Source organism: Streptomyces sp. SAJ15 (genome assembly GCF_007595705.1).
Classification (GTDB): domain Bacteria; phylum Actinomycetota; class Actinomycetes; order Streptomycetales; family Streptomycetaceae; genus Streptomyces.
In genome coordinates, this window is record NZ_NISY01000019.1 from 19,971 (window position 1) to 46,298 (window position 26,328).

Here is a 26,328-nt window from a genome sequence, read left to right on the forward strand (position 1 = left end):
ACGCTAGCGCTCCTGAGCGGCCGGAACCGGTTTATGCAGGTAGGTCAATTGGCGTTCTTTGTGAGGGGGTTGGAAGGCCCTCCTCCGCGCTCTTGCGGCACACCACGTCGCCGTCCTGCGGGCCTTCCAGCGGGTAAGGAAGGAACTGGTTGTCGTGCCAGAAGCCCTCGGGATCGAGGTAGACGACCTGCATGCCGCGCTCGCGGGCGCGGGCCTGGACCTCGCGACGGTCGGCGTGCAGCCCGACTACGAGGAGGGCCTTCGCGCCGTCGGCCCACTCGACGTCCGGTAGCGCCTGGTCGTAGCGGCGTATGAAGCACTCCCCGAGGCCAGCCCTCGCGGCGAGGACGTCGAAGTTGTGCGTGATCACCGGCTCGGCCAGGTGACCGGCGTCCTGCAGTTCCTTCAGGGCGTGCATTGCGGGAGTCGGCTCGGCCAGGAAACAGGCCTTGAACATCTCGACGAGCTGCTCCGCCTTCTCCTCCGGCTGCTCGAGGATCTCGCGCAGCAGCGGATCGCTGGCCGGAGAGAGGGTAAAGCGGTGCTCGCGCGGCTCGTCGCCCTGCCGGTCGGTAACGCGGTAGATCTCGTGCAGCCGGTGCAGCGGCGGGATGCCGGCCTCCACGCTGGTGCCGCACCCGATCTCCACCTGGAACGGCAGGAAGTTCGCCAGAAGTCCCAAGTCTGGAACCACGGTCGGCGTGCCGGGCCGGTCCTTGACGCGGATGCCGGAAGCGAGAACGTCCCAGGGCAGCTGCCGCACGGCGGGCGGCGGCACATAATCGGCGGAGGCGATGCGCACGTCCAGGCTCCGGTAGCCCGCGGGCAGGGTGCGGCGCGCGGCCGCGTCCTGTGGATGCACGAGGTGCGCGGTGATCTGGCACCGGAGGTTACGGCGCGCCCAGACGCTCTCGCCGGGCTGCTGCTTCCAGCCGCCGGCCGCGAGCGCGGCTTGGACGAGGGCTTCGTGGGCGGCGATCTCGTCGGCAGGCGCGGAGACCGAGTGGTAGAGGTACAGGTCCCTCAGCCCGATGGCGGGCGCGGCGGTGGTCGGCACCAGCCCGTACCGGTAACGGTAGTGGATCACCCGGCGGCGGGCGTCGCCTTCGCCGCTCCAGCCGGAGGGGCCCGCGGTGGCCTTCTCCTGAGTGCGGCGCCAGATGCCTTCCTCGATGTACCGCGGCCGGTCGGCGTCACCGAAGTAGGTCTTCCATGTCCGCAGCTGCTGCGGGGTGAGCTGGTCCACGACGATGTACGGGATGTCCACGGGGTCCTCCCCTGCTGCCCGCCGTCGGCTAGAAGCCGTGGGCAGGTTGTCGGTTGTCGCACGCCTTCGGGCGGTACCTGTGGGCCTGCGCGCCCAGTTCGTGCTGGGAGTGTGGGCGGGGCCGGATGGGCGGAGGCAGGAGGCGCGTGCTCGGCGCTTTCGGCCAGCGCCAGGCGGGCGGGGCGGGGGGAGCGAAAGGGGGCGGGCCACCGGGGGCGCTACCGGGCTGAGCTGTGGTGCCCTACTGTCGCCGGTGAGGGTTTCAGCGCAGACAATCCTGCGGAGGCCGCCATGCCGTCCGGTGTTCCCCAGACCGATCCGAAGCCGGGCGAGAGCGCGTTCGCCTACTGGTTCCGCATCTGCGACTTCACCAAGAAGGGCCTCGCCACTGCTGTCACCCGGGAAGCAGGGCGGGCCGGCTACCCGCACGTACGTCCCGATGGTTCCCGGGTACGGCGCTGGCTGGGCGGCGAGAGGCCGCGCCCGCCCGTCCCCGAGCTGCTCGCGGCCGTCTTCTCCGCGAAGTGCGGCCGACGGCTGACGGCAGCCGACCTCGGGCTGGCCGAAGGGGACCCTGAGGACCTCACCCGCTTCCGCGGGCCCACCGAACTCCTCACCGACGTGAACCACATGACCTCCGCCGCGCTCCTCAACGGCACCCAGCCCAGCACCACGCCCAGCCCACACACCGAGGAGCAGGCGCGTCCGGCGATCCCGTACGAGCCTGAACGGCTCCTGCCAGCGCTGGACACCTGGGCCTATGCCCCCTCCCACACCCTCCCTGAGGTGAGCGAGTCGCGCGGGTCCCGGCTCGGCGCCGGCGATGCCGCGCGGATACACCCACACCTTCCGGCAGCTGGACAACCGCCACGGCGGCGGCAGCACTTTGCACTCCGCCACCGGGCAACTGGCCTGGGCCACGGGCCTCATCCGCGACGGTCATTACACCGAGGCCACCGGCCGGCTCCTCTTCCGCGAACTCGCCGACCTCGCCGGCTGCGTCGGCTGGATGTCCCACGACGTCGCCCAGTGACCTGCGGCCATCCGCTACCTCACCATGGCCGTCCACGCCGCCCGCGAAAGCGGGGACCGGAACCTCACCGCACACCTGCTGCAGTGCCTCGCCCGGATCTGGGGCTACCTCGGTCGGCCCGACCTCGCCTCCGACTGCATCGCCCTGGCCCTGTACGGAACCCGCAACGACGCCCACCCCGTCCTGCGCGCCGGCCTCTACGCTCTGGGTGCCCGCTTCGCCGCCCTCCGAGGGCGAGGCACCTGAGGCCCTGCGCAGCGTCCGCCACGCCCAGGAGATCTTCCAGGAGCATTCCGTCGAAGACCGGCCCGAGTACATCGCCTACCTCGACCACGCGGAACTGAGCTCCACCCTCGGCGAAGTCCTGCTCTTCCTCTCCCGCACCAGCGGCCAGCCCCAGCACGCCACCAGCGCCCTGGACCTGCTGAGCACCGCCGCTGCCGAACGGGACTCCGCCCGCGCCCGCTCCAGCGCCTTTGACGCCATCGCCGCCGCCCGCGCCCTCTTGGTCGTCGACGACCTCGAAGCCGCCTGCGCCACCGGACTGCGCGCCATTCGCATCGGCTCACACGTCGACTCCGCCCGCGTACGCCGCCGCTTCCTCGACCTCGCCCGCGAAGCCCACCCCCACGAGTCGGAGCCAGCCGTACGGGAACTCCGCGAGCGCCTTCTCGCTGCCGTCCGGACTTGACTCCACGCTGCCCAACGAGGAGTCCGCATGGCCACCAGCGCCGGATCAGCACCGCTCTCCTCGAGGAGGCGGCCGGCCTGGTCGTGGACTGCGGCCGGCCCCGCGAGGCCGATCACCAGGAGGCTCAGGACATCCCGTATCGGGAGGTCGATGATGGCGTCGTTCAGGATGTCGTTAACCGCGGGCCGGGTCTCGGCGCGCGGTCTCCAGCCCAGCGCCGATCAGGCGGCCTGGGCAAGCCCCCGTTGGGTCAGGTCCGTCTGCGGAACAGGCTGCGGCGGGGCTTGCCCGGCTCCTGGCCGTCGTCCTCCGGCTGCGGCGGTGCGGCAGCCTGGCGGCGGGCCGCTTCGGCGGCGGCGTCATGGCGGGCGCTGTCGTTGGCGTGGCAGGGACCGCACACCGACAGGTCACCGGCCTTCGGCACCTGACTGTGCATGGTGGTCTCCTCCCACCGCTGGTCGGTGAACTTCTGCGCGCACCGCTTGCACACTGGCCGCCGCGCCTCGCGCTCAGCGGCCTTGCGCCGTTCTTCCTCCGCTTCGGCGCGGGCGGCCTGGCGGCGGTAGAGAGCGTCGCCGTCAGGGTTGTCGAGCGCGGCCGTCAGCGTCTGCTCGCCTGTGCGTCCCAGGCGCCGCCACACCGCCGCGTCCGCGCCGTGTTCCGTCAGCTGCTCCAGGCTGGTGGAGACGACCGGCACGGCCTGGCTGTAGTCCTTAGCTGTGATCGCCTCGCGGTAGTAGGTCTCGTACCGGCGCGGCGCCCAGTAGCGGCGGCCGGCTTCCTCGAGGACCTTCACGGTGTTGTCGACCTTCGCCTTGGTGGTGTCGGCGAACACGAACGCGAGTGGCACCAGGCCCTCTCGGCCGGTCGGCGGGTAGACCCGCCGCCACAGCCGCTGCTCGTGGTCGATGATTTCCATCGCGTCCGGCCGGGAGCGGACCAGGTCCGCGGTGTACTTGTCCACATCCGGCGCCAGCAGCCTGCCCCACTCCCAGTACCGGCGCAGCTTGTGCACCAGGTCGTGGGCGTCCTCAGTGCGGCGGTCGATCTCCAGCAGCAGCACCGGCACCCCGGCTGCCGGCGCCCGCACCACTAGGTCGGCCCGCTGAACGTAGCCGTTGCCGAGCCGGTGAGCGACTTCGGTCTGAAAGCCGAGCCTGTGCCCGATGCCCGCGCGGTGGAGCTCGGCGGCCGTCGAGGTGACCGCCGCAGCGTGGTCGTCGTAGCCGGTGCCGAGCAGCTCCCCGGTGTCCGGGTCGTACTCCTCCTTGCGCAGCGCCGAGATCCGTATGCCCTTCGGCTCCAGCAGCTTCTTCGCTTCGCGGTGTCCTCGGGCGGTGAGCACCCATACCTGTCGCTGGTCTCCCTGGACCGACTCGATCCGCGCCAGGTGGTGGTCCTGAAGATCCAGGAGGTTGTCCCGCGTGAGCTTGTCGTGCCGGTTATCCGGGCGGGTCATCTTCCACAACTGATCGGGCGTAGCCCTCTGGAAGATCCCCAGCGCTTGCAGCAGTTCCCTCCGCCTGGGCTCGGTCGAGTTCTTCCTGTGCTGAGGACGCCTTTGGGCATGAGGGTTGTCGGACCTGCGGCGCCCCCTTGACCGCCGGGGCTGACCTGCGGAAACGCTCAACTGTCGGCGGCGGGGGGCGGAGGGGCCGATGGAGGGGTCTACGGAGGGGGTCTTCGGGGTGGGGTCGGGGGTCTGCTCGGGCTCGCCGTCGGTACTCGCCACAGGTTGCTCCTAGAGGGTGGGCGGGCCGATCCCGCCGTTCACCTGCTACAGGTGCGGTTCGGAGCTCCCGTGTGACAGCGATCCGGGAGAACCCATGGGCCGTGACCACATCGTGATCAACCGGGTTGGAGGAGATCTATCCCCCCGTCCGGCGGCGCATTCTGTCCACAGGGCCGCGCTCCGAGGACCACTCGAGAGGCCGCCGCGATCAGAGGGGCGGCCCGTATGTGAGGAGCCGACATGCCCGACATCACGCCGCTCGCCCCGATGCCCCCACGCGGCCATCAGCGCCTTCAACTACCCGGGCTGTCCAAGCCGACGACGTCGATGCCGCCCGCGAGTTCGCTGGCGCCGAGCCACGGATGCCCGAGCTGCTCGTCGACGTCGCGACGCGCATCGTCGTCCCGGTCACCGCACTGCCCGGCCCGGACGCGGGCGAGCCGTTCGAGGACACCTTCGCCCTGAAGGTCCTCGGACGCGTCTTCGTGACCACGCTGCGGATCTGGGCCCATTCCGGGCCGGATGCGGCGAAGGGCATCGCTCGCGCGGTCATCGACTTCGCCGCGCAGTTCCTCACCGAGGACCACGAGGACGTCGCCGATGCCCTCCCCCAGCTGGAGGCCGTCGGCGTGGGCCATGCCTCGATGCGCACCCCGCCCCGGCCGGTGTGCACCCGGTGCGCCTCACCGCCGTGTAGTGCGCCCCGGTCGGTGTCGGCGGTGCGCACCGTGCACATCGGGTGCGCACCTCGCCGGACGGTGGAGCACGCCGCGCGCACCGCCGCACCGCACCGCGGTGCGCGCCGCCGGCGCCGCCACGCCGCGTCGGGCGCGCGCCACGGACGGGCGGGCCGGGCTCCTATATCACGCACCCCCTTGTCCGCGACCTGTTCGGCAGCCGGGGCCGGGGCTGACAAGGGGAAACGTGCCGGGTAGCGAACCTGGTCTAGGAAGGACGCGCACCCATCGGAACCTAGTCAAGGAGGCGGTCGGCGGCGCGCGCACCAGGGCGGTGCGGGACATCGGGTGCGGCGCACCGGGTGCGCGCGCGAGTGCCGGGCATCGACGGGTGGTGCGCACCGGGGTGGAGTCCACTCGGTTGGCTCCACCCGATGTCGTGCATCGCCGCTGGATGCAGAACATCGTGGGTTTCACTCGGTGGACGGTGTCCGGCATCGTCACCACAGCCAGGCGTTGGAGTGCCGCACCCGGGACAGGGCGTGGGCATCGCGGCGCGGCCGCGTTGTCGATCCGGCTCTGCCGGGGCCGGCGCGACTGCCCGGCGGCGAAGCGGCGGCGTCCGGCGTCCTGGAGCCGCCGTCGCTGCTTGCGCAGCTCCTCCTTCTGCTTCGTCTTCGACTGCGGCTTCCGGGGCCGCTTCCAGATCGGCTCCCACGCCAGGAGCTCATCGAGCGGCGGGCCCTCATCGAGGGCGGCAGCCATCTTCTTGGAGGCTGCGCGAGCGCGGGCGAGGGCGGCCTCAAAGCTGGGTTCTCGTACTGAGAGGCCGACCGGTTGCGAGTCAGGGGACGCAGCACGGCCTGGTCCTCGGTGTCGCGCGGGTACAGGGCGCGCAGGTCGGCAGTCATCATCCGTCGGCTGGCCGGGCGGGTGTAGTCATCGAAGACCACCTGCACGATCTGTTCGTCCAGGCCCGCCCGGTGGGGCCGGCCGTGCAGGACGTAGGACAGGTATCCGCTTCGGCGAGCAGGTGGTGGCGCTTGAACGCGCCGCGCATCACGTACACCACGGCAACGACGTCGACGGCCGCCAGCGCTATGTCGACCACCGGTCGGCCCCGGGCCCACACCGCCGCGGCCGCCGCCCGCGCACGCTGTGCGAGACGGTAGATGGTGCAGGTGCCAACGCCCGGATCGCCGAGGCCCGCCACCACTCGCGCAGCTCATACAGTGACAGCAGCGCCTTGCGCTTCGGCGGGCGCGTTTGGTCGGCAGCCTGGCAGATCAGCGCGTAGGCGGCCCGCTCCCCCGGCGGGTGCCCTTGCCGCTCTTCGTACCTGGCGGTGAGGACGGGCAGCGCGTCCTCGATCTGCTGGCGGCGGGTCGACTCGCATGCCGGATGTCACGGCTGCTCCCCGGTGAGGAAGTCCCGGACGTCGGCCGCCAGGGAAGTCATCTGCTCGCCGGCCTCCAGCCACGTGTTCACCGAGGCGCCCCAGCCGCCAGCGGCCTGTGGCCACGGCCGCAAGGCCCAGGTCAGCTCGACGTAGCCGCCAGATCGGAAGACGGCCGACACCGTCAGGTCTCGGTCGTTGGTCTGCCAGCTCCGTTGGCCGTCCCATCCCCGGTAGTCGGCAGCGAGCTCTTCCAGGAACGTGGTGAGATCGCTGTCCTAGATCCAGGCAACGACCTCGTTGACACGCGCGGTCAAGCCCGGGGCCCGTAGCTCGACGGCATAGTGCACGCAGTCCGCGTCGAAGCTGAACCGGTCACAGAACCTCACGCCCACGGAGGACTTGTTTTGGCACCGGATGGTCATGCTGGGCTTGTCGTCGAGGTGGCCGTCTGGGGATGTCATGCACGGAACGCTAGGGCCTGTCCGGCGGGTCATGTGACCGGCGAGCAGCCGGATCGTTCCGGCTGGTGTGGGGTGGGTGATCTTTCTGACGTTAGTGGGCCCGGTTGGAGCCGCATCTTCCGAAGAACGTGGGACGGGGCGGGCGATGGAAGTGCCATCGCAAGGTGATCAACGGCATCTCTTCCGTCAGCGCACGGGCATCCCCTGGCAGGATCTGCCGACGCGCTTCGGGAAGTGGAAGACCTGTCACGACCGGCATCGACGCTGGTCGGCGGACGGCACCTGGAAGAAGGTCCTGCGCGCCGTGCAGGCCGACGCAGACGCGGAGGGCCGTGTCGACTGGAGCATGGTCGGTATTGACTCGACGACCTGCCGGGCCCACCAGCATGCCGCCGGGACTCGAAGGCGTCCACGCGGATTCCGAGGAAACGTACCCGGCCTGATCACGTCAGCGGCGACAAGGCGTACTCATCCTGTCGCAACCGCCACTACCTGCGCAGGCGCCAGATCAAGCACACCATCCCCGAACCGAGGAACCAGCGGGCCAACCGCAGCACCGCGGTAGCCGCGGCGGTCGACCCACCGGATTCAACAAGTCGCTATACAAGTGCAGGAAGGAAGTCGAGCGGACCGTGAATGCCCTCAAGGCGTCGCGGGCTGTGGCGACCAGGTACGACAAGAGAGCGTATGTCTTCCACGGCACCGCCACCTTCGCTGCGATCCGAACTGTGGCTGCGCTCCTGATCGCCGGGTAATCCTCACTCGTCAGGATGGCTGTGATGCCCGAGCAGGCCGAGCGCCGTCAGCACAGTGACACAGAGCGTCATCCAACCGATGAACGCGCCACCGCCGTACAGCACCGCACCGGCTACCGGCGCCCCGGCCACATGCGAAAGTACCCCCGCCACCATCGCTACCAGCAGCGACGACACGAAGGACAAGAGTGCGAGAAGTACCTGAACGGGAAAAGTCCGCCTCACCAGTCGATCCCTTCACGAAGGTGGTCGACCAGTCGGCGGGCAGCCTCAGCTCGACCACCGCTTGCGATGGCCTGCTGAGGCTCTGCGACGATTAGAGACTCATCGTGCTCATTGCTTATCGAGGTTCGAGCGCTGTCCCCCATCGGACACATCGCCAGTGCTCTGTGGCTCTCGAATGAGCAACTCAAAGCCTAGCGGCGGGCGTTGAAGATCGCCACCAGCCAAGACTGGAAGGGGGCCGACCCGACGCCGCCCAACGGAGCGGTCACACACCCACCGGACAAGCCTTACGCAAGTGCTGCCTTGATCGTCATCCGGAACCGGCGTCAGCCTGCTCAACAGCGCCGTTTGAGACCCCGGCTGCACCCACCATTCGAACTGGACGCCTGTCGGACCCATCGCGACCGAGCCCAGGGCACCGCCGGATAGCCGGCTGCCGCCGAATCCTGGTGTCGCCCACCGGCGCCTCGTTCGGGGCTTTCGAACTCAATGTCCCAGACCCATAACACGCCCGGCCCGGAGGGCGGTTCGCTCCGTAGGGTGATCGGCGCGCCGGGGCCATGGGGGGTACCCGGCACGTGCTGAGGGAAATCGATGATTCGTATCCGTACTACCGCCTGCGCTGCCGCAGTCGCTGCTGCCGCCGGCTTGGTGCTCATGCCCTCGCAGGCCGAGGCCGCCGGCTCCATCCACCTTTCCAAGATCTACTACGACAGCCCCGGCAGCGACACCGGCAGCAACACCTCGCTGAACGCCGAATACGTGCAGATCAAGAACAGCAAGAGCTATGCGGTCCAGCTCAAGGGCTACACCCTGCGCGACAACACCGGCTACACCTACACCTTCCCCTCCTACCGCATCGGCGCGGGCAAGACGGTGAAGGTCCACACCGGGAAGGGCACCACCAGCGCCGGGCACCTGCACTGGGGCCGCTCCTGGTACGTGTGGAACAACACCAGCGACAAGGCCACCCTCCACAACAGCAACCGCACCTGGCTGGACTCCTGTACCTACAACAGCTCCACCTACGACTACAAGACCTGCTGAACCGCGAGATAACACCGCGCCAAATCGGCCAGGGAATAGGGCGGCAGAGATCACCTGGCGCTTGACCCGCCCCGGCCTCGGGGAGCGGGAGGTGGTGATCGCGTTCCTGGAGCGCGATCACAGCCTCATCCGGCGCGGGCAGGTGATCTGGCCGACAGGGGCTTCGCGAGGCGGGAGTTCGAGGCGTTCGTCACCGAACAGCTCGGCTCCCACCTAGCGGCCCGATCGTAAGGACGAACCCGCCCGGCACGGCCGGCTGGCTCGGGTGTACCTAGGGCCTAGATGAGGGAGTCCGATGCTTTTAGTGGTCGTAGGCGATCGGTGAGCGTTTGATCTTGGCGCCGGTGGTCCAGTTGTGCCAGATGGCGGCGGCCAGTGCGAGGAGGAGTTGATGACGGCCTCGATCCACTGGCGGGGTGAGCGGGATCCGTTCGTGGGCTTCCGGGCCCAATGTTCTGGGGTGCTGAGGACCACGGCTTTACCGCGGTAAAGCCTGACGGCTGCCCTGAGCCTTCACCTGTCGGTTCATCGGCTCGTCACCATCGCCCGCAGGGCCGCTCTCCAATCGATTCGCGACAGCATGCCACCGGCGCCAAGGGCGCTCAGCGCACCGGCAGCGCCAAGGCGTGAGAGAGCCCCGGAGGTCGTACCCGGAGAGCTGATCGCCCTCTTTCAGACTATGACGCGGTTGGGCCGAAAGAACCTCGACGAAGCTGTCCGCGTTGCATGCCGGAATGCCAGCCGGCCTGCCGAATGGCACCGCCCGCTCCTCTACTCCCTCACCGACTCCTCGCGTACAACACGCTTCTCGTGGGAGCCCTCTCCGCTTACCTCCAGGAGCAGGGACTCGACCCAGATCTCCTCCGCCGTCATCTCCAATCGCCCGACCCTGACAGGTACAGCACCCAGGAGGCGCTCGACCTCGTTGGCTGGCTCCTCGGAGGGCGCAGTCCGGAGAACCGGGAGGAGCCCACTTGGCACTACTACGGCAGGTGCATCGCCGAGTGCGGAGTCGAGCAGGAAGGTGACCGAAACCGCTCCGGGCATGAAGGATCGTAGGTGGCTGGGCTAGCTCCACGGCTCGAGGCCGGTCAGCAAGCGAGGAACGGCAGGGCCTGAATCCGGGCCGAGGGCCGGCCCTGGCCATGCCGGCCGCGACGAGTGCAAGCGGGATGCTGTGGGAGGGCTTGAGAGCAACACGCCGACGGCCCCACTCCCCTCTCTCACCTGGGGATGGGGCCGCTCGGGGTTCATTAGGCGTGCACGTGCAGGTCAGTGAGATTCTGCTTTTGGAGCAGTATCGTCAGCTCGATGCGGTCTGCTGATGTCATCTGGCTGCGGATGAGCTGGGCGACCGCTTGGACGTCGTGCCACGGAACGACATCCGCGGTGTCCGAGGCCGCTTCAGGCTTGCCGGGCTTTGCTGCCGGGAGGGGCCGTTCTTCCGCCTGCACTGGGACCGATCCGGCTGTGGGCACCGGCTTGGAAGCGGTGGCTGGCTTGGGCGACGTCGGAGGGGCAGCCGTTGGAGAGGCCGCGCCGTCTCCTATCACGCCGTGATAATCGCTCCCCTCCTGTGACGAGGCAGTTGCCGGGGTGGACGCGGCGCGCTTGCGCTCTGCCCGCTGCCTGGCCGCGTGGGCCCGCGCGTCGGCGGCCTCCCGCTGCTCCTGCGGTGACAGCTTGCCGAGGTTCCGGACGTGCTCGACGTTCCGCTCTCCGCTGGCCAGCTCGGCTTGCAGGTCGGGGGAGAGCTTCAACAGGGACAGCTTGGAGGAGATGGTCGCCTGTGAGATCCCGAGGCGTTGGGACGCCTTGGTCTGGCTGCCATAGAACTTGACCAGGGATTCGAGGGCCTGTGCCTGTTCGAGGTCGGTCATGTTGTCGCGGTGGACGTTCGCGACGAAGGCCGACTCGAGGAGGGACTCATCGGTGGCGACGCGGGCGTCATCGACGTGCACGTTGATGCTGGTCAGGCCTGCACGGCGAGCGCCTTCGAGTCGCCGGTGTCCGTCGACGACGATGTACTTGGCGCCCTCGTCCAGGTCATCGGCGCGTTCGGGGCGCTCACGGAGGTAGGCGCTGACGCTGGCCACGGTGATGGCGTTGATGACCCCGAGTTCCGTGATGCTCTGAGTCATCCCGTCCAGATCGCGGAGATGGTCGCGGGGGTTATCGGGATTGTGGCTGATGAGTGCGACGGAGAGCTCCGTCGGATCAGGCACGCCGAGAGTGGGGGCCGCGGTCGCGGCCCCGATCGCAGCGCGCCGGGCGCTGACAGGGCGGGCCTGGCCGAAGGACGCGCCGGCGCCAAGCCGATCGGCCTTGCTCATGAGATCTCCCTTGCCAAGGCACGCATGGCGACGGCCTGGTCGGACTTGGGTGCGTAGGCGAGGAGCGGGCGCTTGACGCGTACGGCTTCCTTTTGTTCCTTTAGGTCGCCGATGACACCGACGACGCGGGGATCCTTTATGTCCATCCACGCTTGGAGCGAGGAGGTGGCGATGTAGCCGCGGCGGGCGTCGTAGTGGTTGACCACGATGCCCAGGTAGTCGACTTCCAGGGCGAGGTCGTTGCGGAGGTCTTCGACCTGGGAGGTCAGGAGGGTGTAGGCGTCGGCGGAGCTGTCCTCGGCCTGCACGACGACCAGGGCTCCGGAATCGCCCGGGGCTTCATTGGGGCGGCGGCGTCCGTAGTGAACGGCGGCGTCCATGCTCAAGCCCAGACTGGGCGGGCAGTCGACAATGATGACGTCGTAGGCGGATTCCAGCGGTGCCAGGGCACGCTCCAGGGCGGCCTCGCGGGCACGAACGCCGGCGAGCTTCACATCCAGGAGGAACGCGTCGTTACAGCTGGGCAGCAGGTGCAGCCGGTCGCCGAAGCGGTCATCGTCGACGGCGACGATCAGATCCTGCAGCTTGCCGACGGGCTCACCTGCCATGTGCTTGGTCAGGCTGTCGCCATCCATGGGCAGGGGAGCGTGACCGAGTTGCTGGGTGAGGTGGCACTGCGGGTCGAAGTCCACCAGGAGCACGCGCATCCCAAGGCCGGGCAGGTCCTCGATGGCCAGCGGATCGTTGTCGCTGGTGTCGGCCTCGGTGTCTCTTTCTTTGAGCAGGGCGGCGAAGTGCTTGGAGATGCGGACGGGGTAGAGGTCGTCCGCGTCCTCGGCCATCGCCTCGCCGGTGCCGGCGGTGATGGCGGTCTTGCCGACCCCGCCCTTCTGGTTGCAGACGATGATGCGGCGGGGGACGGCGGGGCGCCGCACGGCGGGGGCGGGGTTCTTCTGCAGCCACAGCTGAATGGCCTGGGCGAGCGCTTGGGTGATCGAGACCTTGCGGTCGCCGGCCGCAGCTTTGAAGGTGTGCCATTGCCCTGGTGGGAGCCAGGTGGAGAAGGACTCGGCACCCGAGGTGTCGATGGAGGCGGGGGAGGAGGCGAGGCTGCACCAGCCGGCGATGCCCTGCTCGACGGCGGCCTGGATGCCGATACCGAGCTGGGCTGCGCGGATCTTGAGGTCCTGGCGGAGCCACCCGGGCAGTTTGGAAACGACCTTCTCGCGGTCACCGGGGGAGGCGGGGGAAGTCATAGGGGATACCTTACTAACGCCCCGCCAGAAATCGAGCATCGACACGTTACCTAGGTAAGAATCTGCCCCACCTCCCTATCACGGCGTGATAGTTCACCCCGCCGCCTAGAGCAGGGGCCCTTCAAGACATTCCCGGCCCGCCAACTATCACGCCGTGATAGTTGGTACCGCCAGCCTCCTGAGACATCAGCCAAGAAGTCAGGAGATAAGCGAGCGGCCTGTGGGTGCCAGCCTCAGCCTTCGGGGGCTTCTGCCCTTTCTCTCCCTATACCCGACAGTATCTCCCGAGTGAGGGGAATGAGCCTGCACCTCGGCAAGGTGCAGGCGATATACACCCTCGTCGAGGCAGGACGTATAGACACAGCGACGCTCTCTCCAGTGCAGACTGGCAGCCTGGCAAATGTGTTGTGCGCCGTCTCCGTGACCAGGACGGCGAGTGGTGCGACTCCCGTCTTGCGGAGCACGGGAGGGAGGTCGTCCTGAACGAGGAGACGGTGCGGGCAGTGGACTCCATCGCGACCGCCGTCGGCGACGACGGGTGGGTCGAGGCCCTGATCCTGGCCGAGAACACCGAGCACGCCTGCGGCGAGCTGATGCGGCTCGGCATCGACGTCGAAGTCGTCGCACTGGCCGAACTGCGCCAAGCCATGGCTGCCATCGTGGGCGTGCCCCCGAGCACACGAACTCCACTGACGCCAGGAAAAGCGCACCCGCCGGTCCGGCCGGGGCGAGGTGCGGTTCACCAGGATGCATGGCAATCGACGGGGTGGATGTGCGGTCAAGTCGACCTCCCCCAGCCACAGGCAACATCAATCGAGGCAAGGCCGCGGAGGCAACCTGCCTCGAAGCTGGCTTCATTCCGGGTGTCGCGAGGGAATGAGCATCCATGCCACAGGCGTGAGGGGTTGAGGCCCTACGACACGTCCACGTCCCCCAAGGACTGATCTCATGATCGGCGCTCACCCACGCGGGGCAAAACCCGCCAGCAGCGAACAGCCCAGCGCGCCTGCCCCATTACCTAGAGAGCCGGCACACCTGCCGCGTGTTCGAGTCGAGGGCGTCGGAGCCGTGATTCCAGCCGGAGCGGGCGGCCGCGCGCGAAACCACATGGTGCCGCGCGGCGCCAACGCCACGGTCCGACGTCTGAGCTTTGGGATTCTGGGGACGGGGAGGTGTCGCCTCGGCCTGGCTCCGGTGGTTATCACGGCGTGATAACCACCGGGCCCCTGAACGGCCAGGTCTCCGTCACGTTCCTGCAGACTGTCCTGTCTCACTCAATCGAGTCGTCTTCTCAACGAACCGAGTCGTTCGGGCTTCTGTCTCAGCGAACCTAGTCGCCCGACCGAGGGCGCTTGTCCCGTCGCATCGAACCGCGGCTTGTCGCACTGATCTGTGCGTTGAGCCTGCAGTACGAGGGACGGGACAGGTTTGAGTGAGATGGTGTCCCGCTTTGGGGTGGCTCTTGTCTCGGTTCAGGTGAATTGTCTCAACCCAGTGGACATCGTCCTGGTGTGGATGTTCAGGGGGAGCCGCTGAGCGGTAGGGGCAGCGCGGCCGGTTTCGAGGTGGCCTGGGTCCGGCATGGTGTCGAGGTACGCAGGCCGCTTAAGGACGCGTGCGGGGTGGCCTTTTGAGGAGGCCGCTCCGGTACGGGAGTTCCCGTCGTACCGGGGGCAGAGGAACTTTCCGGGGTTGTACTGGGCGGCCACGATGCTGCGGCATGTGGGGTTCGAGTCCTGGCTGGAGCGTGATCACGCGATCGCGATGGATTCGACCCCCGAATCTCGTGGTTCGCGTCGCAGCCGTTCTGGCTGTTCTGGACGTCGCCGGAGGGGACACGGCTGTCCCACGCGCCGGACTACTTCGCCCGTCGGGCCGACGGGTCAGCCATGGTCTCCGCCATCACCGGATCGTCCGCCGAGGCGCACAGCCCTCCACCGCACTGGCCTACATCGACGCCCGCGGCCGCCTGAACAGGTGGTTCACCAGCGAGAGCAGCGGTGAGCCGCTTCAACAGAGATGGAACCGCCGCCTCCACGTGCTGGGCGAGGACCCGTTCGGTGATCCCCACCGTCCCTCCGACGCCCGGATCGAACTGGCCACCTACCCCGAGGCCATCGTTCTCACCAGCCTGTTCGCCTCGCGTTACTGGCAAAACCATCCCCAGGTGCCGACCGAAGCGGCACAGCGACTCAACATCGCACCCCATCAGCTTCAGCTGCATGAGATAGTCGCCCCCGTGACCGAGAAGGGGCCGTGATCTCACTCGCCGACTGTCAGTGCCGATCGTCATCATGGGAGACATGTCCAACCCGAACCTCATCACCGGCAGTATCTGGCGGCTCCACCACGGCGACCAGGAGATTGCCCGGCTGACCGTGACCGGCGCCGATATGCCCTGGACGCACGCAGAAGTCGAGACACTTCCTGGTTTTGAAGAGTTCCGTCCCCTCTTCAGTGAGCAAGAGCGGGCTGTCGACGAGGAGGACTGGGACCGGGCCGATGCCTGCTACACCCAGATCCGCAGTGCGCTCACCCTGACGTTTCCCGGCGGCGGCCCGGTCGCCGAGTTCATGCTGCACATCCACGACGACGGCACCGCCGGCTGGCGCTGGCACGACGAGCCCTTCGACGCGGTGAGCCCGTGACGACCTGGGTTCGCTGCTTCTGGGACGAGGAAGAGGTGCGGTTCTACTTCGAAACTGGACGCCGATGGCTATGTGATCCTGCAAGTCGAGTTGCAGGAGCCTGGAAACAAGGCTCTGACCGCTGCCTCGCTGGCCGAGTGGCAAGAAGCTCAAAGAGACGGTCGGTCCGCTGAATAAGAGCGTCTACGTCTGACCGCGGACTGGCCATCTCCGAGTGGGAAGGGCACGACCCGCAGTCGTTGTAGGCCGATGAGTTCAAGATCGTTTGGTCGACCGCCTGCGGTGAACTTCAGGATCGTTAGCGGCGTCCCTCTTCCTGAGCACGTCCATTACTGCGGATTCCGACCAGGAAGCTGCCATCTTCAACGCGAAACCGGCCGTCAAGCGTCTCGCCAACCTGACAAGGTCCTGCTCAGGCGGCATCACCCTCGCCATGATCAATGAGACGCGCCAACCGCACCGCCCACGCGTCTTCACGACAGCTCGTCGCTGCCCCCAGTAAGTCGCGGTTGAACCTGTCACCCCGCAGGTCAACGGCTTCGCCCCTGCAAGATCTAATGAGACGGGACAGCTGTACCGGCTGGGTGGATCAGGCGGGGCCGTGCGTCGAGTTGTCGTACATGGATGTGGCGCATGGGCGTCATCGGCGTCCGTTGCGGGACTGTGCGACGAGCCGGTTCGAGGATCTCGATCCGGTCCGTCCGCACCGTTTCGTGGGCCCGCCGGGGCTTCGTCGGCTCAGGGCAGTTCGCCGTCACCAGGGGACGACGCCGTCGTCCTCGAAGAACGAACCGCTCGGGCCGCCGTCGGGCAGTGTGGCGAGCCGGATCGCTGTGGCCGCGCCCTGTTCGGGGGTGCGGGATCCGTGGAAGCCTGTGAAGTCGGTGGCGACCAGGCCCGGGCAGGCGGCATTGATCAGGATGTTCGTACCGGTGAACTGCCGGGCGTACTGGACGGTGAGGGCGTTGAGGAACGACTTCGACGGCGCGTAGACCGCCATGATCGGGCCAATCTCGGTGTCGGGGTCCGCCTGCCGGGTCAGGGAGCCGACGCTGCTTGAGACGTTGACGATGCGCGGCGAGACCGAGCGCCGCAGCAGCGGCAGCATCGCGTTGGTCACCCGGACGACACCCATGACGTTGGTATCCACGACCGTGCGGAGCACCTCCAGGTCGAGCGCGGTCGGGTCCTGCTCCCACCCCGGGCCCATCTCGCCCGAGATGCCCGCGTTGTTGACCAGGGCGTCCAGGCGCCCGGCCAGCCGTTCGACCAGTTCCGCAGCATCGGTGACGCTCCGGTCGTCGGTCACGTCCAGCGGTACCCCGAACGCGTCCACGCCGAGGGCGCGCAGTTTTCCGACGGCGGTTTCGCGTCGGGTCTCGTCGCGGGCCCCCACACCCACGCGGTACCCGAGACTGCCCAGCCCGGCCGCGATCTCGTACCCGATGCCCTTGTTCGCGCCGGTCACCAGCGCGATCATCGTTTCGCTCATGCTGATGATGGTGGCCCTCGACAAGTGGCGCGGCCAACACCGATACGGTGCCCTGTCATACCCGCCAGGTATCACCACGTATGCTGCGGCCGTGGACACCCTGGAAACCCGCGAGTTGAGGTACTTCGTGGCAGTCGCCGAGGAACTGCACTTCGGGCGCGCCGCCGAGCGCCTCGGCATGGCCCAGCCGCCGCTGTCGCGGGCGATCCAGCAGCTCGAACGGCGCCTCGGGGTCTGCCTGCTGCAGCGCAACCGCCGTGGTGTCCGCCTGACCGGTGCCGGAGAGGTGCTGCTGCACGAGGGCCGGGCGGCCCTCGACGCGACCGCCGCCGCCGCTCGCCGAACCCGGCGCGCCGGCGGTGCCGACAGCCCCGGCGGCCCCCGCAATCGGCTGGTCCTCGCGGTGAAGGCCGCCGCGTCCCACGAACTGCTACGGAAGCTTCTCGACGCCTACGCGGCCGAGCCCGACAGTGCCGAGATCGAGGTGCTGCCGTGTGGCATCTGCGAGCAGGAAGAACTGCTGCGCGACGGACGCGCCGATGTCGCGCTCATGCACACGCCGTGGAACTCCCTGGCCGGGTTCGACAGCGAGGCACTGGCGACCGAGGGGCAGGTCGCCGTTCTGCCGGCCGGGCACCCCCTCGCCGCCCGCGAGACCTTGACGCTGGCCGATGTCAGGGATGTCCCCGATCTGCCGCTCGCCCGCGGCGCCTACGCGCCCGGCCCTGGCCCCGAGATACACAACCAGACGCAACTGGCCCAGCTGATCGCCCTCGGACGCACCGTGGCGGTCGTCCCCGACTCCGCCCGCTCCTGGCTGTGGGCCGAGCACACAGCCGTCCCCTTGACCGACGCACCTTCCGTCGTGACCCACATCGCCTGGCCTGCGCACAGCCGCTCCCTCACCCTGGCCGGCCTGGTCCGCACGGCCGCACGGCTATGACCTGCTCCTGCCCCTATCGGTCAGCACCCGGGACAGCTCAGACACCACCGGGGTCTGCGGGACCGGAAAAGCAGACCCGCGGGACCGGATCATCCGGGACAGCGAGCGAATCGGACCAGATCACATGAGACAGGGACCGAACCACCTGAGACGGGACACCTCCAAGGCGATGCTGCAGGCACGAAACCTGCAATCTGTCTCAACGAAGTAAGTCCACGCCTCTCACTCAATCCAGTCCACGCAGGTCAGCGACATGTGACGACTAACTTCGTTGAGACAGGGCAGCGGCGGCTCACGCCGTGATAGTTCACCCCGGCCCCCTGCAACAGGCACGCCTCGACACGCTGCCGACCTGCCAGCCATCACGCCGCGATACCCCGACGTCGCGACAGCCAACTGCCCATACCTCCAGAGAACAGGCCAGCAGCATCGCCTCGCCCAGCGATCCGCCACCGCGATCCGCCGGCGAACTGTCACGCCGTGACAATTCCGTCGCCGGCATCGCCCTCCACATACGGATTGGCCGTGCCAGGATCCTTCCGTGAGTACACGTGATGCGTCCTTCCGCTGGCGGCTCCTGCTCAATGCGCTCGTTGCCCTTGCTGCGGATGCCGATACTCAGCTCGCCTGGCTCGACAAGTACCAGGTCGAGGCCGACGAGCTCGCTTTGGACTTCGATCACGCATTCCGCATGGCCGACAGCATGCAGGCCGACGGCCTTCTTGACGAGAAGACCATGGACAGGCTGCGGCTCATCGACACGATCTTCGAGGCGATGAGCGGTCCAGACTGCGCTGATCGGTGGTCCCCGGAGGCACTGGCTGCTGAAGCCACGTGGGGTGAGGTGAAGGAGCTTGCCCGCAGCGTGCTGGCTGCTCTGCAAGTCGACTGGCAGGGGCCGATGCCTGAGATACACGTCGTGCGGTAAGGATGGGGCGTTTGACGGTGGAGGGGTAGCGGGCCGGCGATTCACTACCGGGCGGCGTAGGTCGCGGTGCCGGAGGGTGACTCGGTGACCGCGGCGGCGGAGATGCCGGGCAAGGAGGTGGCCCGTAACACCGGCTGCCGACAGCCGGAGCAGCCGACCACGACACTGATAGCACCCAGCCCCCTCCCCATGCCTCCACCATTTCCGCAGGATGCTCCGCTATCGCCGACTGGCACTTGGGGGATCGATGTCCTGATGGCCTCGAGTGGACTCTTTACCCATGGCTGGGTACCGTCGATTGGGTGTTTTGGGCGATATCGTCGACCCAGATGCGTCAGGCGATGACGATCCCGCCGCGGTGTGCTTCAGCATTCATGCCCCGATTCTCCAGCGCCGTCGAACAGATGCCGCTCGATCAGTCGAACGCCCCCTGCTGCCTCTGGAAGGGGAGAACGATGCGCTCTATTCGAACCCTCGCACTGCTGGCAAGCCCCATCGCTGCAGCCGCAGCCTTGGCGTTCTCGCCAGTTCTGACACCGCAGGCTGTGGCCGTACCCTCGCGCGACACGGTGACGGCTGTACAACAGGTCGCGTGGGAGTACGCGACCGTGCCGCTCATCGAGGGGGCGGCCAAGCAGATTCTGGACCTCTGGGGCGCGGATGGCTGGGAGCTCATCCAGGTGGTCCCAAACCCGACCAACCCGGATCAGCTCGTGGCATATTTCAAGCGAGCACTGCCGGCGTGAAGGGCGGGCGGCATTCCGGGCGTCAGCACATGTAACCAAACCAGCATCGCCGACCTCGTGAGGCCTGGTTGGCTCGCGGTGTGCGCATGTGCCGCCGTTGATGTCGGCGCGGCGGCGACCGCGTTCGCGCCCGGGCCGCTGTCGGATCCGCAGGGGCCACCATGCCTTGCAGAGCAACCGGCAACAGGGATCGCTTTGGCCACCGCGACGCCTCCACCGGCTGCCTCAGCGGTGAAATTCGGACGGGCGGCCCAGAGCGGGCGCGACAAGTTGGGTTCGCCTCTCCTTGATTCGGAGCGGCTCAGCGGGCGGCCTGGGTGGCGTGCTCTTGGCAGTGCGCGACGACCGCAGGCTCGGCGAGGACCTTGACCGAGGAGGTCGCCGCGCTCGGAGCAGCGGCCGGGAGCACGCACCCGGCCGGAAAGGCGGGGCTGGGCGCGGCGCGTTCACAGTTTCCCGGAGCGGACACGGAGGGATGGCAGCCCGGGCTGCGCCTGGCAAGGCCCTCAGGTGTCGCCGGCGGGCGTGTCGCGCTCGAAGGCATCGATCAGGTTGCTGATCTGGTCGGGATCATCGGCCTCGCCGACCCAGGTGCCGTCCTCGGTGAAGACCGGAACCGTCTCGATATCGGAATCGAAGACCACGAGGTAGGAGCCGAAGCGGTCGAGGATCGTGCCGCCCCTGACCGGGCGATGGCCAGGACGCTCGTGCGCGGTCCGAGGAGGCGACAGGCTCCGACGCTCCCGATAGAGCTCTGCCGCCGCCTCTAACGGAGGAAACTCCTTCCCGCTCCAGCCAGCCCGTCAGGGCCGTGGCGATGACGCGCTCACCCCCACGACGGCGGCGGTCAAGAGCGCGGCGAGGTCGGCCTCGCACGGGTCGATGTAGCTCTCATGGTCGCTGCAGTTGAACGGCGCGCCCTTCGCCGTGACCGCGAACCTGGAGACGACAGTGACTGTCCCGCCCTCCAGCTCGACGTTGAGACAGTCGGCGGCGCGGGAGGCGAGCCAGGTCTGGGTTTACGGACCGAGACGGAGCATCGTGTAGCCGGTGCGATTGCCAAACGGTGAAGACCCCACGCTTGTCGAGGGGCGAGTGAGTATGCGCAGTCAGCCTGTGACTATCACGGCGTGATAGTCACAGAGCTGCGCGCCTACGGGGCCAGCGCCACCTTCCCACCCTGCGGGATGTCCCACTAGTCTCCGCCGCTCGCCATGCTTCTAGCTGACCGACTGCTATCCCTTCCCGGTCCAGGAAGTCATTCCGACTACGCACAGTCGGCAACCCGTCATACAAAGCGACCACAGCTCGCCGATAGCCACGGCTGGAAGTACCAGCCAACGGGTCGACCCAGCGGATTTCATCCCTCCTGACCACCCCCTCCAGCTGGCTATCGGTTAGCGCGCCAGCACTGACCCAGGCACCAGCCAGATCCGCGCCGGTGAGGCTTGCTCCGTCGAATCGAGCTCTGGTCAGGTCAGCGTCGATGAGCTGCGCACCGTCCAGATGAGCGCCAGTGAAGTGTGCGTGTGCCAGGAAAGCACGGCGGAAGACCGCGTTCTCTAGGTGCGCATGCTTGAACCGCGCCCCCCTCAGATCACTGTCACGAAGATTCGGAACGATCGTCGGCGATGGTCGTCCGCTTGGCCGGGCCAGGACTTTCAGCGCCGCTTGCAGCCGGAACGACGGTTTGAACTCGTCTCGGTCCGACTCTGCAGCTGGCCAGGGCACCTGGCCAGTGGGGGTGAGCTTCCCGTGACTCCGGACGAAGGCACACAACACTTCCACGATCGCCTGCTCGTCCTCGCGGCTGTCCTTCATGATCCGCTGCAGGGCGTATATCCCGCCGATACAGACCTCCGGGCTGGGGTCCCCCAGCTGGTCCACTGCCTTGCTGTACCGCTCGGTGATTTGGGTGGTCCGTGTCAGCTGAAAGGTCCGGCTGGTGAAGTACAGCCCGCCTGCCCCTGCAGCGCCGACAAAGGCGAGGAATGCGACCACTCCGGTGCGGGCATCGGAGATGGCTTTGGCTCGCGCGGCCGGATCAGCAATGTGCGGTGCACGCGTCAGCAGCGCAGGCAGCCACCAGAGCGCGGCTACACCGACGGCCCCCAAGGCCAGCAGTGCTCCTACCACCAGCCACCACTGGGACGCGGTCAGTCCCCGATGTCGGTCACCCGCGGACATACCTCCAGCCTGCCACCCTCTGGGCAGCAGCGCGGTCAGCAGGTGTTCTCCAGGGGGCGTAACGTTGGAATTGCGATTACGGGAACCGGACGTACGGAAACCGTAGGAGATGAACAAATGCCACCTCACGCTCCGGAGTACCCGAAGCAGGCAAGCAGTGGACTCGCTACGTCCACTGCTGACGGCTTGGTGCCCGACTCCCAGTACGCACTGGCCTTCGAATTGCTGGATCTACTGGACGCCTGGTGCACGGCGCGGATCCACGAGCAGGTGCACGATGCAAGCGCTGACAGTGGCCCTGCCCACGATCGCCTTGCCTTCCTGCGTCGGACGCAAGACCGCTATGCGAGCGAGGCTCCCCAGCTACGAACCCTCAGTTCAGAGGAACTGTCAGCTGCGGTGCGCCGGTATTCAAAAGCTCTCAGAGAACTCCCCAACGACCAGCCATGACCGATCCATCCCGGCAGCGCTATGCACTGACCGAGGAAGAGAACCGACGAGTATTCGAGGAAGAGATCGCCCCGAAGCTCCATGGAGACTCGGGCAGTCCCCCGCGTGCTGTGATGCTGGGTGGTCAGTGCGGCGCCGGGAAGAGCAGCATGCGTAGAGCGCTAGAGCATGAGTTTGATCCGGCGAGGGCCGTAGTGCTCGGCTCCGACGCGCTGCGAGTGAAGCATCCGCGCTACTACGACCTGCTCCGCGACGACGACCAGACCGCAAGCTTCTATACCGGTGTCGATGCGCGCCGTTGGGTCCACCGAGCGGTGGAGCACTGCATCACGAACCAGTACCACGTCATCGTTGATGGCACCCTCTCTCGCACCACTGAATCCATGAACCGGATTGAGCAGTTCGCTGCGGCCGGGTACATGGTCGACATTGTGCTCCTCGCGGTTCCCTACTGCACAAGCATGCTCGGCAACCTCGAGCGGTACCACGTGCTTTGCGAGCTGGACACCGGAAGCGCGCGCATCTGCCGACGCGAAACACACGCGGCGAGTTACCAAGGACTCCTTGACACTGCCAAAGCGATCGAGGAAGAGCCGAAGGGATGCTCGGGGGTCCGGGTCGTCCGGCGCGATGGCAGGGTCCTAAGCTCAAACAGCTGCACGATCCTGGGAAGCTGGCGATACCCTTCGGCTTTGGCAAGCCAGATCATCGCCGAGCGGGAGCGGGTCTGGTCACCCGATGAATCCGTGCGATTCCTACAGTCGTATCACCGTGTGCGGGGCCAGATGATGGAGAAAGACAACAGCTGGCAGACCTGGTTCGACGACGTCTGGGCCTGGGCTCAGCCACTGCTGCCGCCTGTCTGACCGAAGTGGCTTGGCAGACACCAGGGATGCCCGTGCTCGCCCCTTCCACACCGCCAATGCAAGGCTGGGGCCGACTATCACGTCGCGACAGTCCAGTTTGATCTTGCGTCCGCACGTGACGCCGCTGCACGAGGATCCCTTCACAGCGGGGGAGTAGCCGTCTACCCAGCAGCCGGCGGTCTAACCAGCTGGCCTTGTAACCCAGCCCGTCCCGTGTCTTGGCCACTCCCCACCAACGGTGCGAGGCCCGAGCACACCGCGAGGACGTAGCCCACGAGTCGCGCACAGGACCCGGCGCTGTCCGAGCCGTGGTTCTTCGCCGACCGCCGTTGTGTCCAGGAGGCCGGGGGTTTGGTGCAGTGCGGCGAGGGTCTGGCGGCAGGAGTAATGGGTGACGATGTCCTCGCGGGGAGCGCCGGTGATGACGCACCCCACGGCGGGGGAGTAGATGTAGCACTCGGGCCGGTCGGCGAGGAGCCCGAACGCTTTGGACACGACGCTGTTCTGCCGGTACGTCCGGCCGAACAGCGCCCGGTCGCCGCGGGTGTCCGGGTAGTACTTGACGTACCCCAGGAAGTGCGTGCCGGGAAAAGTCCTGACGCCGATGCCGGGGGTCGGCGTCAGGACCGGCGCCTGATCGAGGTCGGTGACGGCAGCACCTTTCCGACCGCCGGCCACCTTGCCGCATACGCGGGGCTCGCCCCGGCGACCCGGAGCTCGGGCTCCTCGGTTCGCGGCGAACAAACGTCCCGGAGAGGAAACAAGCAGCTCAAACGGGCCTTCTTCCTCTCCGCGTTCGCCGCTCTGGGCGACCCGGCATCGCGGGCCTACTACGACAAGAAGATCGCCCAGGGCAAGCACCACACCCGGGCCCTGCTCTGCCTAGCCAGACGCCGGGCAGACGTCCTCTACGCGATGCTCCGCGACGGAACCTTCTACGAACCCCATCCGGCTGCGACCAGGTGAGAAGTCCAGACCGCTCGATCAGTCCTCCGGCCGAAGCCGCTGACGAGCGGCCTCAAGCCGCTGGTCATAGTCAGGCGCGAACGGCTCAGGAAGAGCCTTGTCCAGCGTTCCGGCGATCCGATGGATCGGCGCCCAGACCGCCGGGTCGTCCACAACGCGGCTGAGGTCTGTCATCTGGAGCTTCTCCAGCCAGTGCGACAGCACCAGAGCCTCGTCACTCGTGAGCTTGATCGTGACCTGGCTATCACTCATGCACACCTCCACGGCTCGGCCCGCCTTGACCGCACGAACTTACTGACCTTGGACCTTGACCAAACACATAGAGGCACCCCCCGAGCACACGAACTCCGCTGATACCAGCGCCCGTCCGGCCGGGGCGAGGTGCGGTTCACCATGATGCATGGCAATCGACGGGGTGGATGTGCGGTCAAGTCGACCTCCCCCACCATCGGCAACATCAATCGAGACAAGGCCGCAGGAGCAACCGGCCTCGAAGCCGGGTTCATTCCGGGTGTCGCTAGGGAACGAGCATCCGTGCCAGAGGCGTGAGGTGTTGAGGCCCTACGGCACGTCTACGTTGCAGGACGACGTCAAGCGAAGGTCCGGGAGGTTGGCGTCTCCGGCTCGTGCGGCAGCCACCGCCTCCAGCAGGGGCCAGCCGTCGACCTCCACCGCCCGCCGCACCCCTGGCTGCCACCCGCGGGCCGACGCCGCATCGAGCAGGGCCCGGACGGCGCCCGGCTCATGCAAGTTCAGGGAGCCGCCCCGGACGAACCCCACGTCCCCGGAGCCCAGGGGGAACCCGCCTGGGACATAACGGCCCGGGCCCTCGACGAAGACGATGCGCAGCGGGCCGCTGGTCCCGGCCGGCTGCGGGTACAGCGTGAGGGTCTCGCGGCAGTCCGCCGCCCGGGCGCTGTCCTGCATTCGGTGGCTGTGATGGAGCGTCCACAGGTACGCGCGCCCGGCGGCGACCAGGCGGCGGGGCTTCTTCGGATGGCGGGGCACGCAGCCGAGGGTACGCGGCCTGATCCACAAGACACCCGCCAGCGCTGATCAAACGTTGAGGAGACGAACACAGCGGTCGTCGACGTTCGGTGAGACCGGTCAAAGTCCGATCAGACAGGGCACGCATTGCCAGCCGGCAGATCGCCGTCACGATCCGCCAGCGAATAATCACGCCGTGATAGCTCCAGCGTCGGCCTGCACCACTGCATGTAGGTCTTGCCGTGCGAGGTCCCAGTCTTTGATCTTGGCGGTCCATGCCGGTCCGGACAGGAACCCCGCCGCAGAGGGGCGGTTCAGCGGGGCGGTGTGAAGCGGCGGACCGTGTTGGTTTCGCGGTCCGCCAGCCAGAAGCTGCCGTCCGGGGCGGGCACGATGCCGGTCAGTTCCTTCGCGCCCCGCACGGGCCAGAGGGTGATCCCGCCCTTCGTGGTGATGCGCCCGACGCGGCGGTCCGTCGTGAACCAAAGGGCCTTGTCGGGCCCGAGGATGATGTCGTTCGGGTACTTGGAGGCGCGTACCGGGAAGTGGGAGAGGTCGCCGTCGGTGTCGATGCGTCCGATGCTGCGCCGATCGGTGAACCACAGCGACTCGTCGGGCCCGGCGACGATGTTGTTCGGGGCCGAGCCCTTGGGCAGCGGCCACTTCTTGTAGTCCCCATCGGCGGTGAGCCGTCCGATGCCCTCGCGCTGCTCCGCGTCGAACTCGAGCTGCTGGGAGAACCACACCGCACCGTCCGGCCCCAGGGTCATACCACCCGCCCCGACGTCGAACTGGCTCTTCAGCCGCGTGATGCGGACCAGCCCCCGCTTCGTGTCGGCGCGGCTGAAGACCTTCGAGCCGCGCTCGGAGTGCTCGAACCAGATGGTGTCGTCGGGGCCGAGGGTCAGGGCGTCGGGGAAGCCGGGACCGTTGTCGTCGGCACCGGGGCCATTGCCGGGGGCGTCGCCACTGTCGCTCCACCAGGTGTACTTGCCGGACGGGTCGAGGCGTCCGATCTGGTCACCGGCGGTGTACCAGATCCCGCCGTCTGGGGACACTTGGAGGTCGGCCGGGTAGGGCGGGTAGCCGGCGCCGCGGGGCAGGGGGTGCTGGGTGACTTTTCCCGACGGGGCGATCTCCGCGATCGCGGCGAGCTCCGACTCGGCGACCCACAGCGTCCCGTCGTCGGTCAGGATCATGTCGCCGGGGGAGGCGTGGCTCGGCAGGCGGATCACGATA

The 26,328-nt window shown here is 67.7% G+C and carries 25 protein-coding genes and 4 pseudogenes; 12 read left to right on the forward strand and 17 right to left on the reverse strand.

The window, feature by feature from the left end; all coding sequences use genetic code 11:
• Positions 1 to 31: 31 nt before the first annotated feature.
• A complete protein-coding gene (locus CD790_RS30980) occupies positions 32 to 1,267 on the reverse strand; it encodes a hypothetical protein (protein WP_144386714.1) in 1,236 nt (411 codons plus the stop codon).
• An 823-nt stretch (positions 1,268 to 2,090) separates the two neighbouring features.
• Between CD790_RS30980 and CD790_RS36370 the strand changes: the two genes are divergently transcribed.
• Genes CD790_RS36370 through CD790_RS36380 form a run of 3 tightly spaced genes read left to right on the forward strand, consistent with a single transcriptional unit; the run spans position 2,091 to position 2,991 of the window.
• Entirely contained in the window at positions 2,091 to 2,300 is a 210-nt protein-coding gene (locus CD790_RS36370) for a hypothetical protein (protein ID WP_260868025.1), read from the forward strand.
• A gap of 24 nt (positions 2,301 to 2,324) precedes the next feature.
• Positions 2,325 to 2,546 carry a hypothetical protein gene (locus tag CD790_RS36375; RefSeq protein ID WP_260868026.1) on the forward strand — a complete coding sequence of 74 codons (222 nt, stop codon included), beginning with the start codon at positions 2,325 to 2,327 and terminating at the stop codon, positions 2,544 to 2,546.
• On the forward strand, positions 2,509 to 2,991 hold the full coding sequence (locus CD790_RS36380) for a hypothetical protein (protein ID WP_260868027.1): 483 nt from the start codon (positions 2,509 to 2,511) through the stop codon (positions 2,989 to 2,991). The genes CD790_RS36375 and CD790_RS36380 overlap by 38 nt, the downstream gene beginning before the upstream one ends.
• 250 nt (positions 2,992 to 3,241) lie before the next feature.
• Here CD790_RS36380 and CD790_RS30990 read toward each other — a convergent pair whose 3' ends face one another.
• From CD790_RS30990 to CD790_RS31010, 4 genes and pseudogenes are all read right to left on the reverse strand, one after another.
• Positions 3,242 to 4,450, reverse strand: coding sequence for a replication-relaxation family protein (locus CD790_RS30990; RefSeq protein ID WP_260868028.1), 1,209 nt, complete (start codon positions 4,448 to 4,450; stop codon positions 3,242 to 3,244).
• Between the two features lie 566 nt (positions 4,451 to 5,016).
• On the reverse strand, positions 5,017 to 5,361 hold the full coding sequence (locus CD790_RS34995) for a hypothetical protein (RefSeq protein WP_186319322.1): 345 nt from the start codon (positions 5,359 to 5,361) through the stop codon (positions 5,017 to 5,019).
• Between the two features lie 539 nt (positions 5,362 to 5,900).
• A pseudogene (locus tag CD790_RS36385) lies at positions 5,901 to 6,213 on the reverse strand (hypothetical protein); the annotation flags it as partial.
• Between the two features lie 591 nt (positions 6,214 to 6,804).
• Positions 6,805 to 7,293: pseudogene (locus CD790_RS31010) on the reverse strand (DUF6228 family protein).
• Positions 7,294 to 7,332: 39 nt separating this feature from the next.
• Here CD790_RS31010 and CD790_RS31015 point away from each other — a divergent pair.
• Positions 7,333 to 8,004, forward strand: a pseudogene (locus CD790_RS31015) (IS5 family transposase).
• Between the two features lie 14 nt (positions 8,005 to 8,018).
• Here the strand turns inward: CD790_RS31015 and CD790_RS31020 are convergent.
• A complete protein-coding gene (locus tag CD790_RS31020; RefSeq protein ID WP_260868029.1) occupies positions 8,019 to 8,192 on the reverse strand; it encodes a hypothetical protein in 174 nt (57 codons plus the stop codon).
• Between the two features lie 642 nt (positions 8,193 to 8,834).
• Here CD790_RS31020 and CD790_RS31025 point away from each other — a divergent pair.
• Positions 8,835 to 9,287, forward strand: coding sequence for a lamin tail domain-containing protein (locus CD790_RS31025; RefSeq protein WP_186319323.1), 453 nt, complete (start codon positions 8,835 to 8,837; stop codon positions 9,285 to 9,287).
• 771 nt (positions 9,288 to 10,058) lie between these two features.
• Here CD790_RS31025 and CD790_RS31030 read toward each other — a convergent pair.
• From CD790_RS31030 to CD790_RS37040, 4 genes are all read right to left on the reverse strand, one after another.
• Positions 10,059 to 10,334, reverse strand: coding sequence for a hypothetical protein (locus CD790_RS31030; protein ID WP_144386716.1), 276 nt, complete (start codon positions 10,332 to 10,334; stop codon positions 10,059 to 10,061).
• A gap of 206 nt (positions 10,335 to 10,540) precedes the next feature.
• Entirely contained in the window at positions 10,541 to 11,620 is a 1,080-nt protein-coding gene (locus CD790_RS31035; protein ID WP_144386717.1) for a ParB/RepB/Spo0J family partition protein, read from the reverse strand.
• The gene (locus CD790_RS31040) at positions 11,617 to 12,876 is read right to left on the reverse strand and encodes a ParA family protein (RefSeq protein WP_144386718.1); all 1,260 of its coding nucleotides are present in this window, start codon (positions 12,874 to 12,876) and stop codon (positions 11,617 to 11,619) included. Before CD790_RS31040 ends, CD790_RS31035 begins: the two co-directional genes overlap by 4 nt.
• A gap of 233 nt (positions 12,877 to 13,109) precedes the next feature.
• On the reverse strand, positions 13,110 to 13,520 hold the full coding sequence (locus CD790_RS37040; protein WP_399218535.1) for a hypothetical protein: 411 nt from the start codon (positions 13,518 to 13,520) through the stop codon (positions 13,110 to 13,112).
• A gap of 1,394 nt (positions 13,521 to 14,914) precedes the next feature.
• Here CD790_RS37040 and CD790_RS31060 point away from each other — a divergent pair.
• Both CD790_RS31060 and CD790_RS31065 read left to right on the forward strand, forming a co-directional pair.
• Positions 14,915 to 15,136 (forward strand): hypothetical protein, encoded by a 222-nt coding sequence (locus tag CD790_RS31060; protein ID WP_144386719.1) that lies wholly within the window; start codon positions 14,915 to 14,917, stop codon positions 15,134 to 15,136.
• A gap of 43 nt (positions 15,137 to 15,179) precedes the next feature.
• On the forward strand, positions 15,180 to 15,524 hold the full coding sequence (locus CD790_RS31065) for a hypothetical protein (RefSeq protein ID WP_144386720.1): 345 nt from the start codon (positions 15,180 to 15,182) through the stop codon (positions 15,522 to 15,524).
• Positions 15,525 to 16,278: 754 nt separating this feature from the next.
• On the opposite strand, the gene CD790_RS31075 is transcribed toward CD790_RS31065, so the two are convergent.
• The gene (locus CD790_RS31075) at positions 16,279 to 17,016 is read right to left on the reverse strand and encodes an SDR family oxidoreductase (protein WP_144386721.1); all 738 of its coding nucleotides are present in this window, start codon (positions 17,014 to 17,016) and stop codon (positions 16,279 to 16,281) included.
• 91 nt (positions 17,017 to 17,107) lie between these two features.
• On the opposite strand from CD790_RS31075, the gene CD790_RS31080 reads away from it, so the two are divergent.
• The 3 genes from CD790_RS31080 to CD790_RS31090 all read left to right on the forward strand — a co-directional run bounded on the left by CD790_RS31080 (position 17,108) and on the right by CD790_RS31090 (position 19,633).
• Positions 17,108 to 17,959, forward strand: coding sequence for a LysR family transcriptional regulator (locus CD790_RS31080; protein ID WP_144386722.1), 852 nt, complete (start codon positions 17,108 to 17,110; stop codon positions 17,957 to 17,959).
• Between the two features lie 541 nt (positions 17,960 to 18,500).
• A complete protein-coding gene (locus CD790_RS31085; RefSeq protein WP_144386723.1) occupies positions 18,501 to 18,887 on the forward strand; it encodes a hypothetical protein in 387 nt (128 codons plus the stop codon).
• Between the two features lie 569 nt (positions 18,888 to 19,456).
• Entirely contained in the window at positions 19,457 to 19,633 is a 177-nt protein-coding gene (locus CD790_RS31090; RefSeq protein ID WP_144386783.1) for a DUF4177 domain-containing protein, read from the forward strand.
• A gap of 301 nt (positions 19,634 to 19,934) precedes the next feature.
• On the opposite strand, the gene CD790_RS35000 is transcribed toward CD790_RS31090, so the two are convergent.
• The 3 genes from CD790_RS35000 to CD790_RS31095 form a co-directional block, all read right to left on the reverse strand.
• Positions 19,935 to 20,102 carry a hypothetical protein gene (locus CD790_RS35000; RefSeq protein ID WP_186319324.1) on the reverse strand — a complete coding sequence of 56 codons (168 nt, stop codon included), beginning with the start codon at positions 20,100 to 20,102 and terminating at the stop codon, positions 19,935 to 19,937.
• Between the two features lie 37 nt (positions 20,103 to 20,139).
• Positions 20,140 to 20,277, reverse strand: a complete 138-nt coding sequence (locus CD790_RS35005; RefSeq protein WP_186319325.1) for a hypothetical protein — start codon at positions 20,275 to 20,277, stop codon at positions 20,140 to 20,142.
• 493 nt (positions 20,278 to 20,770) lie between these two features.
• A complete protein-coding gene (locus tag CD790_RS31095) occupies positions 20,771 to 21,937 on the reverse strand; it encodes a pentapeptide repeat-containing protein (protein WP_144386724.1) in 1,167 nt (388 codons plus the stop codon).
• Between the two features lie 329 nt (positions 21,938 to 22,266).
• Between CD790_RS31095 and CD790_RS31100 the strand changes: the two genes are divergently transcribed.
• Positions 22,267 to 23,136, forward strand: a complete 870-nt coding sequence (locus tag CD790_RS31100; protein ID WP_144386725.1) for a zeta toxin family protein — start codon at positions 22,267 to 22,269, stop codon at positions 23,134 to 23,136.
• A 592-nt stretch (positions 23,137 to 23,728) separates the two neighbouring features.
• A pseudogene (locus CD790_RS31110) lies at positions 23,729 to 24,102 on the forward strand (transposase); the annotation flags it as partial.
• A gap of 18 nt (positions 24,103 to 24,120) precedes the next feature.
• Here the strand turns inward: CD790_RS31110 and CD790_RS31115 are convergent.
• From CD790_RS31115 to CD790_RS31125, 3 genes are all read right to left on the reverse strand, one after another.
• Positions 24,121 to 24,354 (reverse strand): hypothetical protein, encoded by a 234-nt coding sequence (locus tag CD790_RS31115; protein WP_144386726.1) that lies wholly within the window; start codon positions 24,352 to 24,354, stop codon positions 24,121 to 24,123.
• A gap of 309 nt (positions 24,355 to 24,663) precedes the next feature.
• Complete coding sequence (locus tag CD790_RS31120; protein WP_313956557.1) at positions 24,664 to 25,110, reverse strand: hypothetical protein; 447 nt, start codon at positions 25,108 to 25,110, stop codon at positions 24,664 to 24,666.
• 293 nt (positions 25,111 to 25,403) lie between these two features.
• Positions 25,404 to 26,324: a hydrolase gene (locus tag CD790_RS31125; RefSeq protein WP_144386727.1), complete on the reverse strand. Its 921-nt coding sequence runs from the start codon at positions 26,322 to 26,324 to the stop codon at positions 25,404 to 25,406.
• Positions 26,325 to 26,328 lie beyond the last annotated feature (4 nt).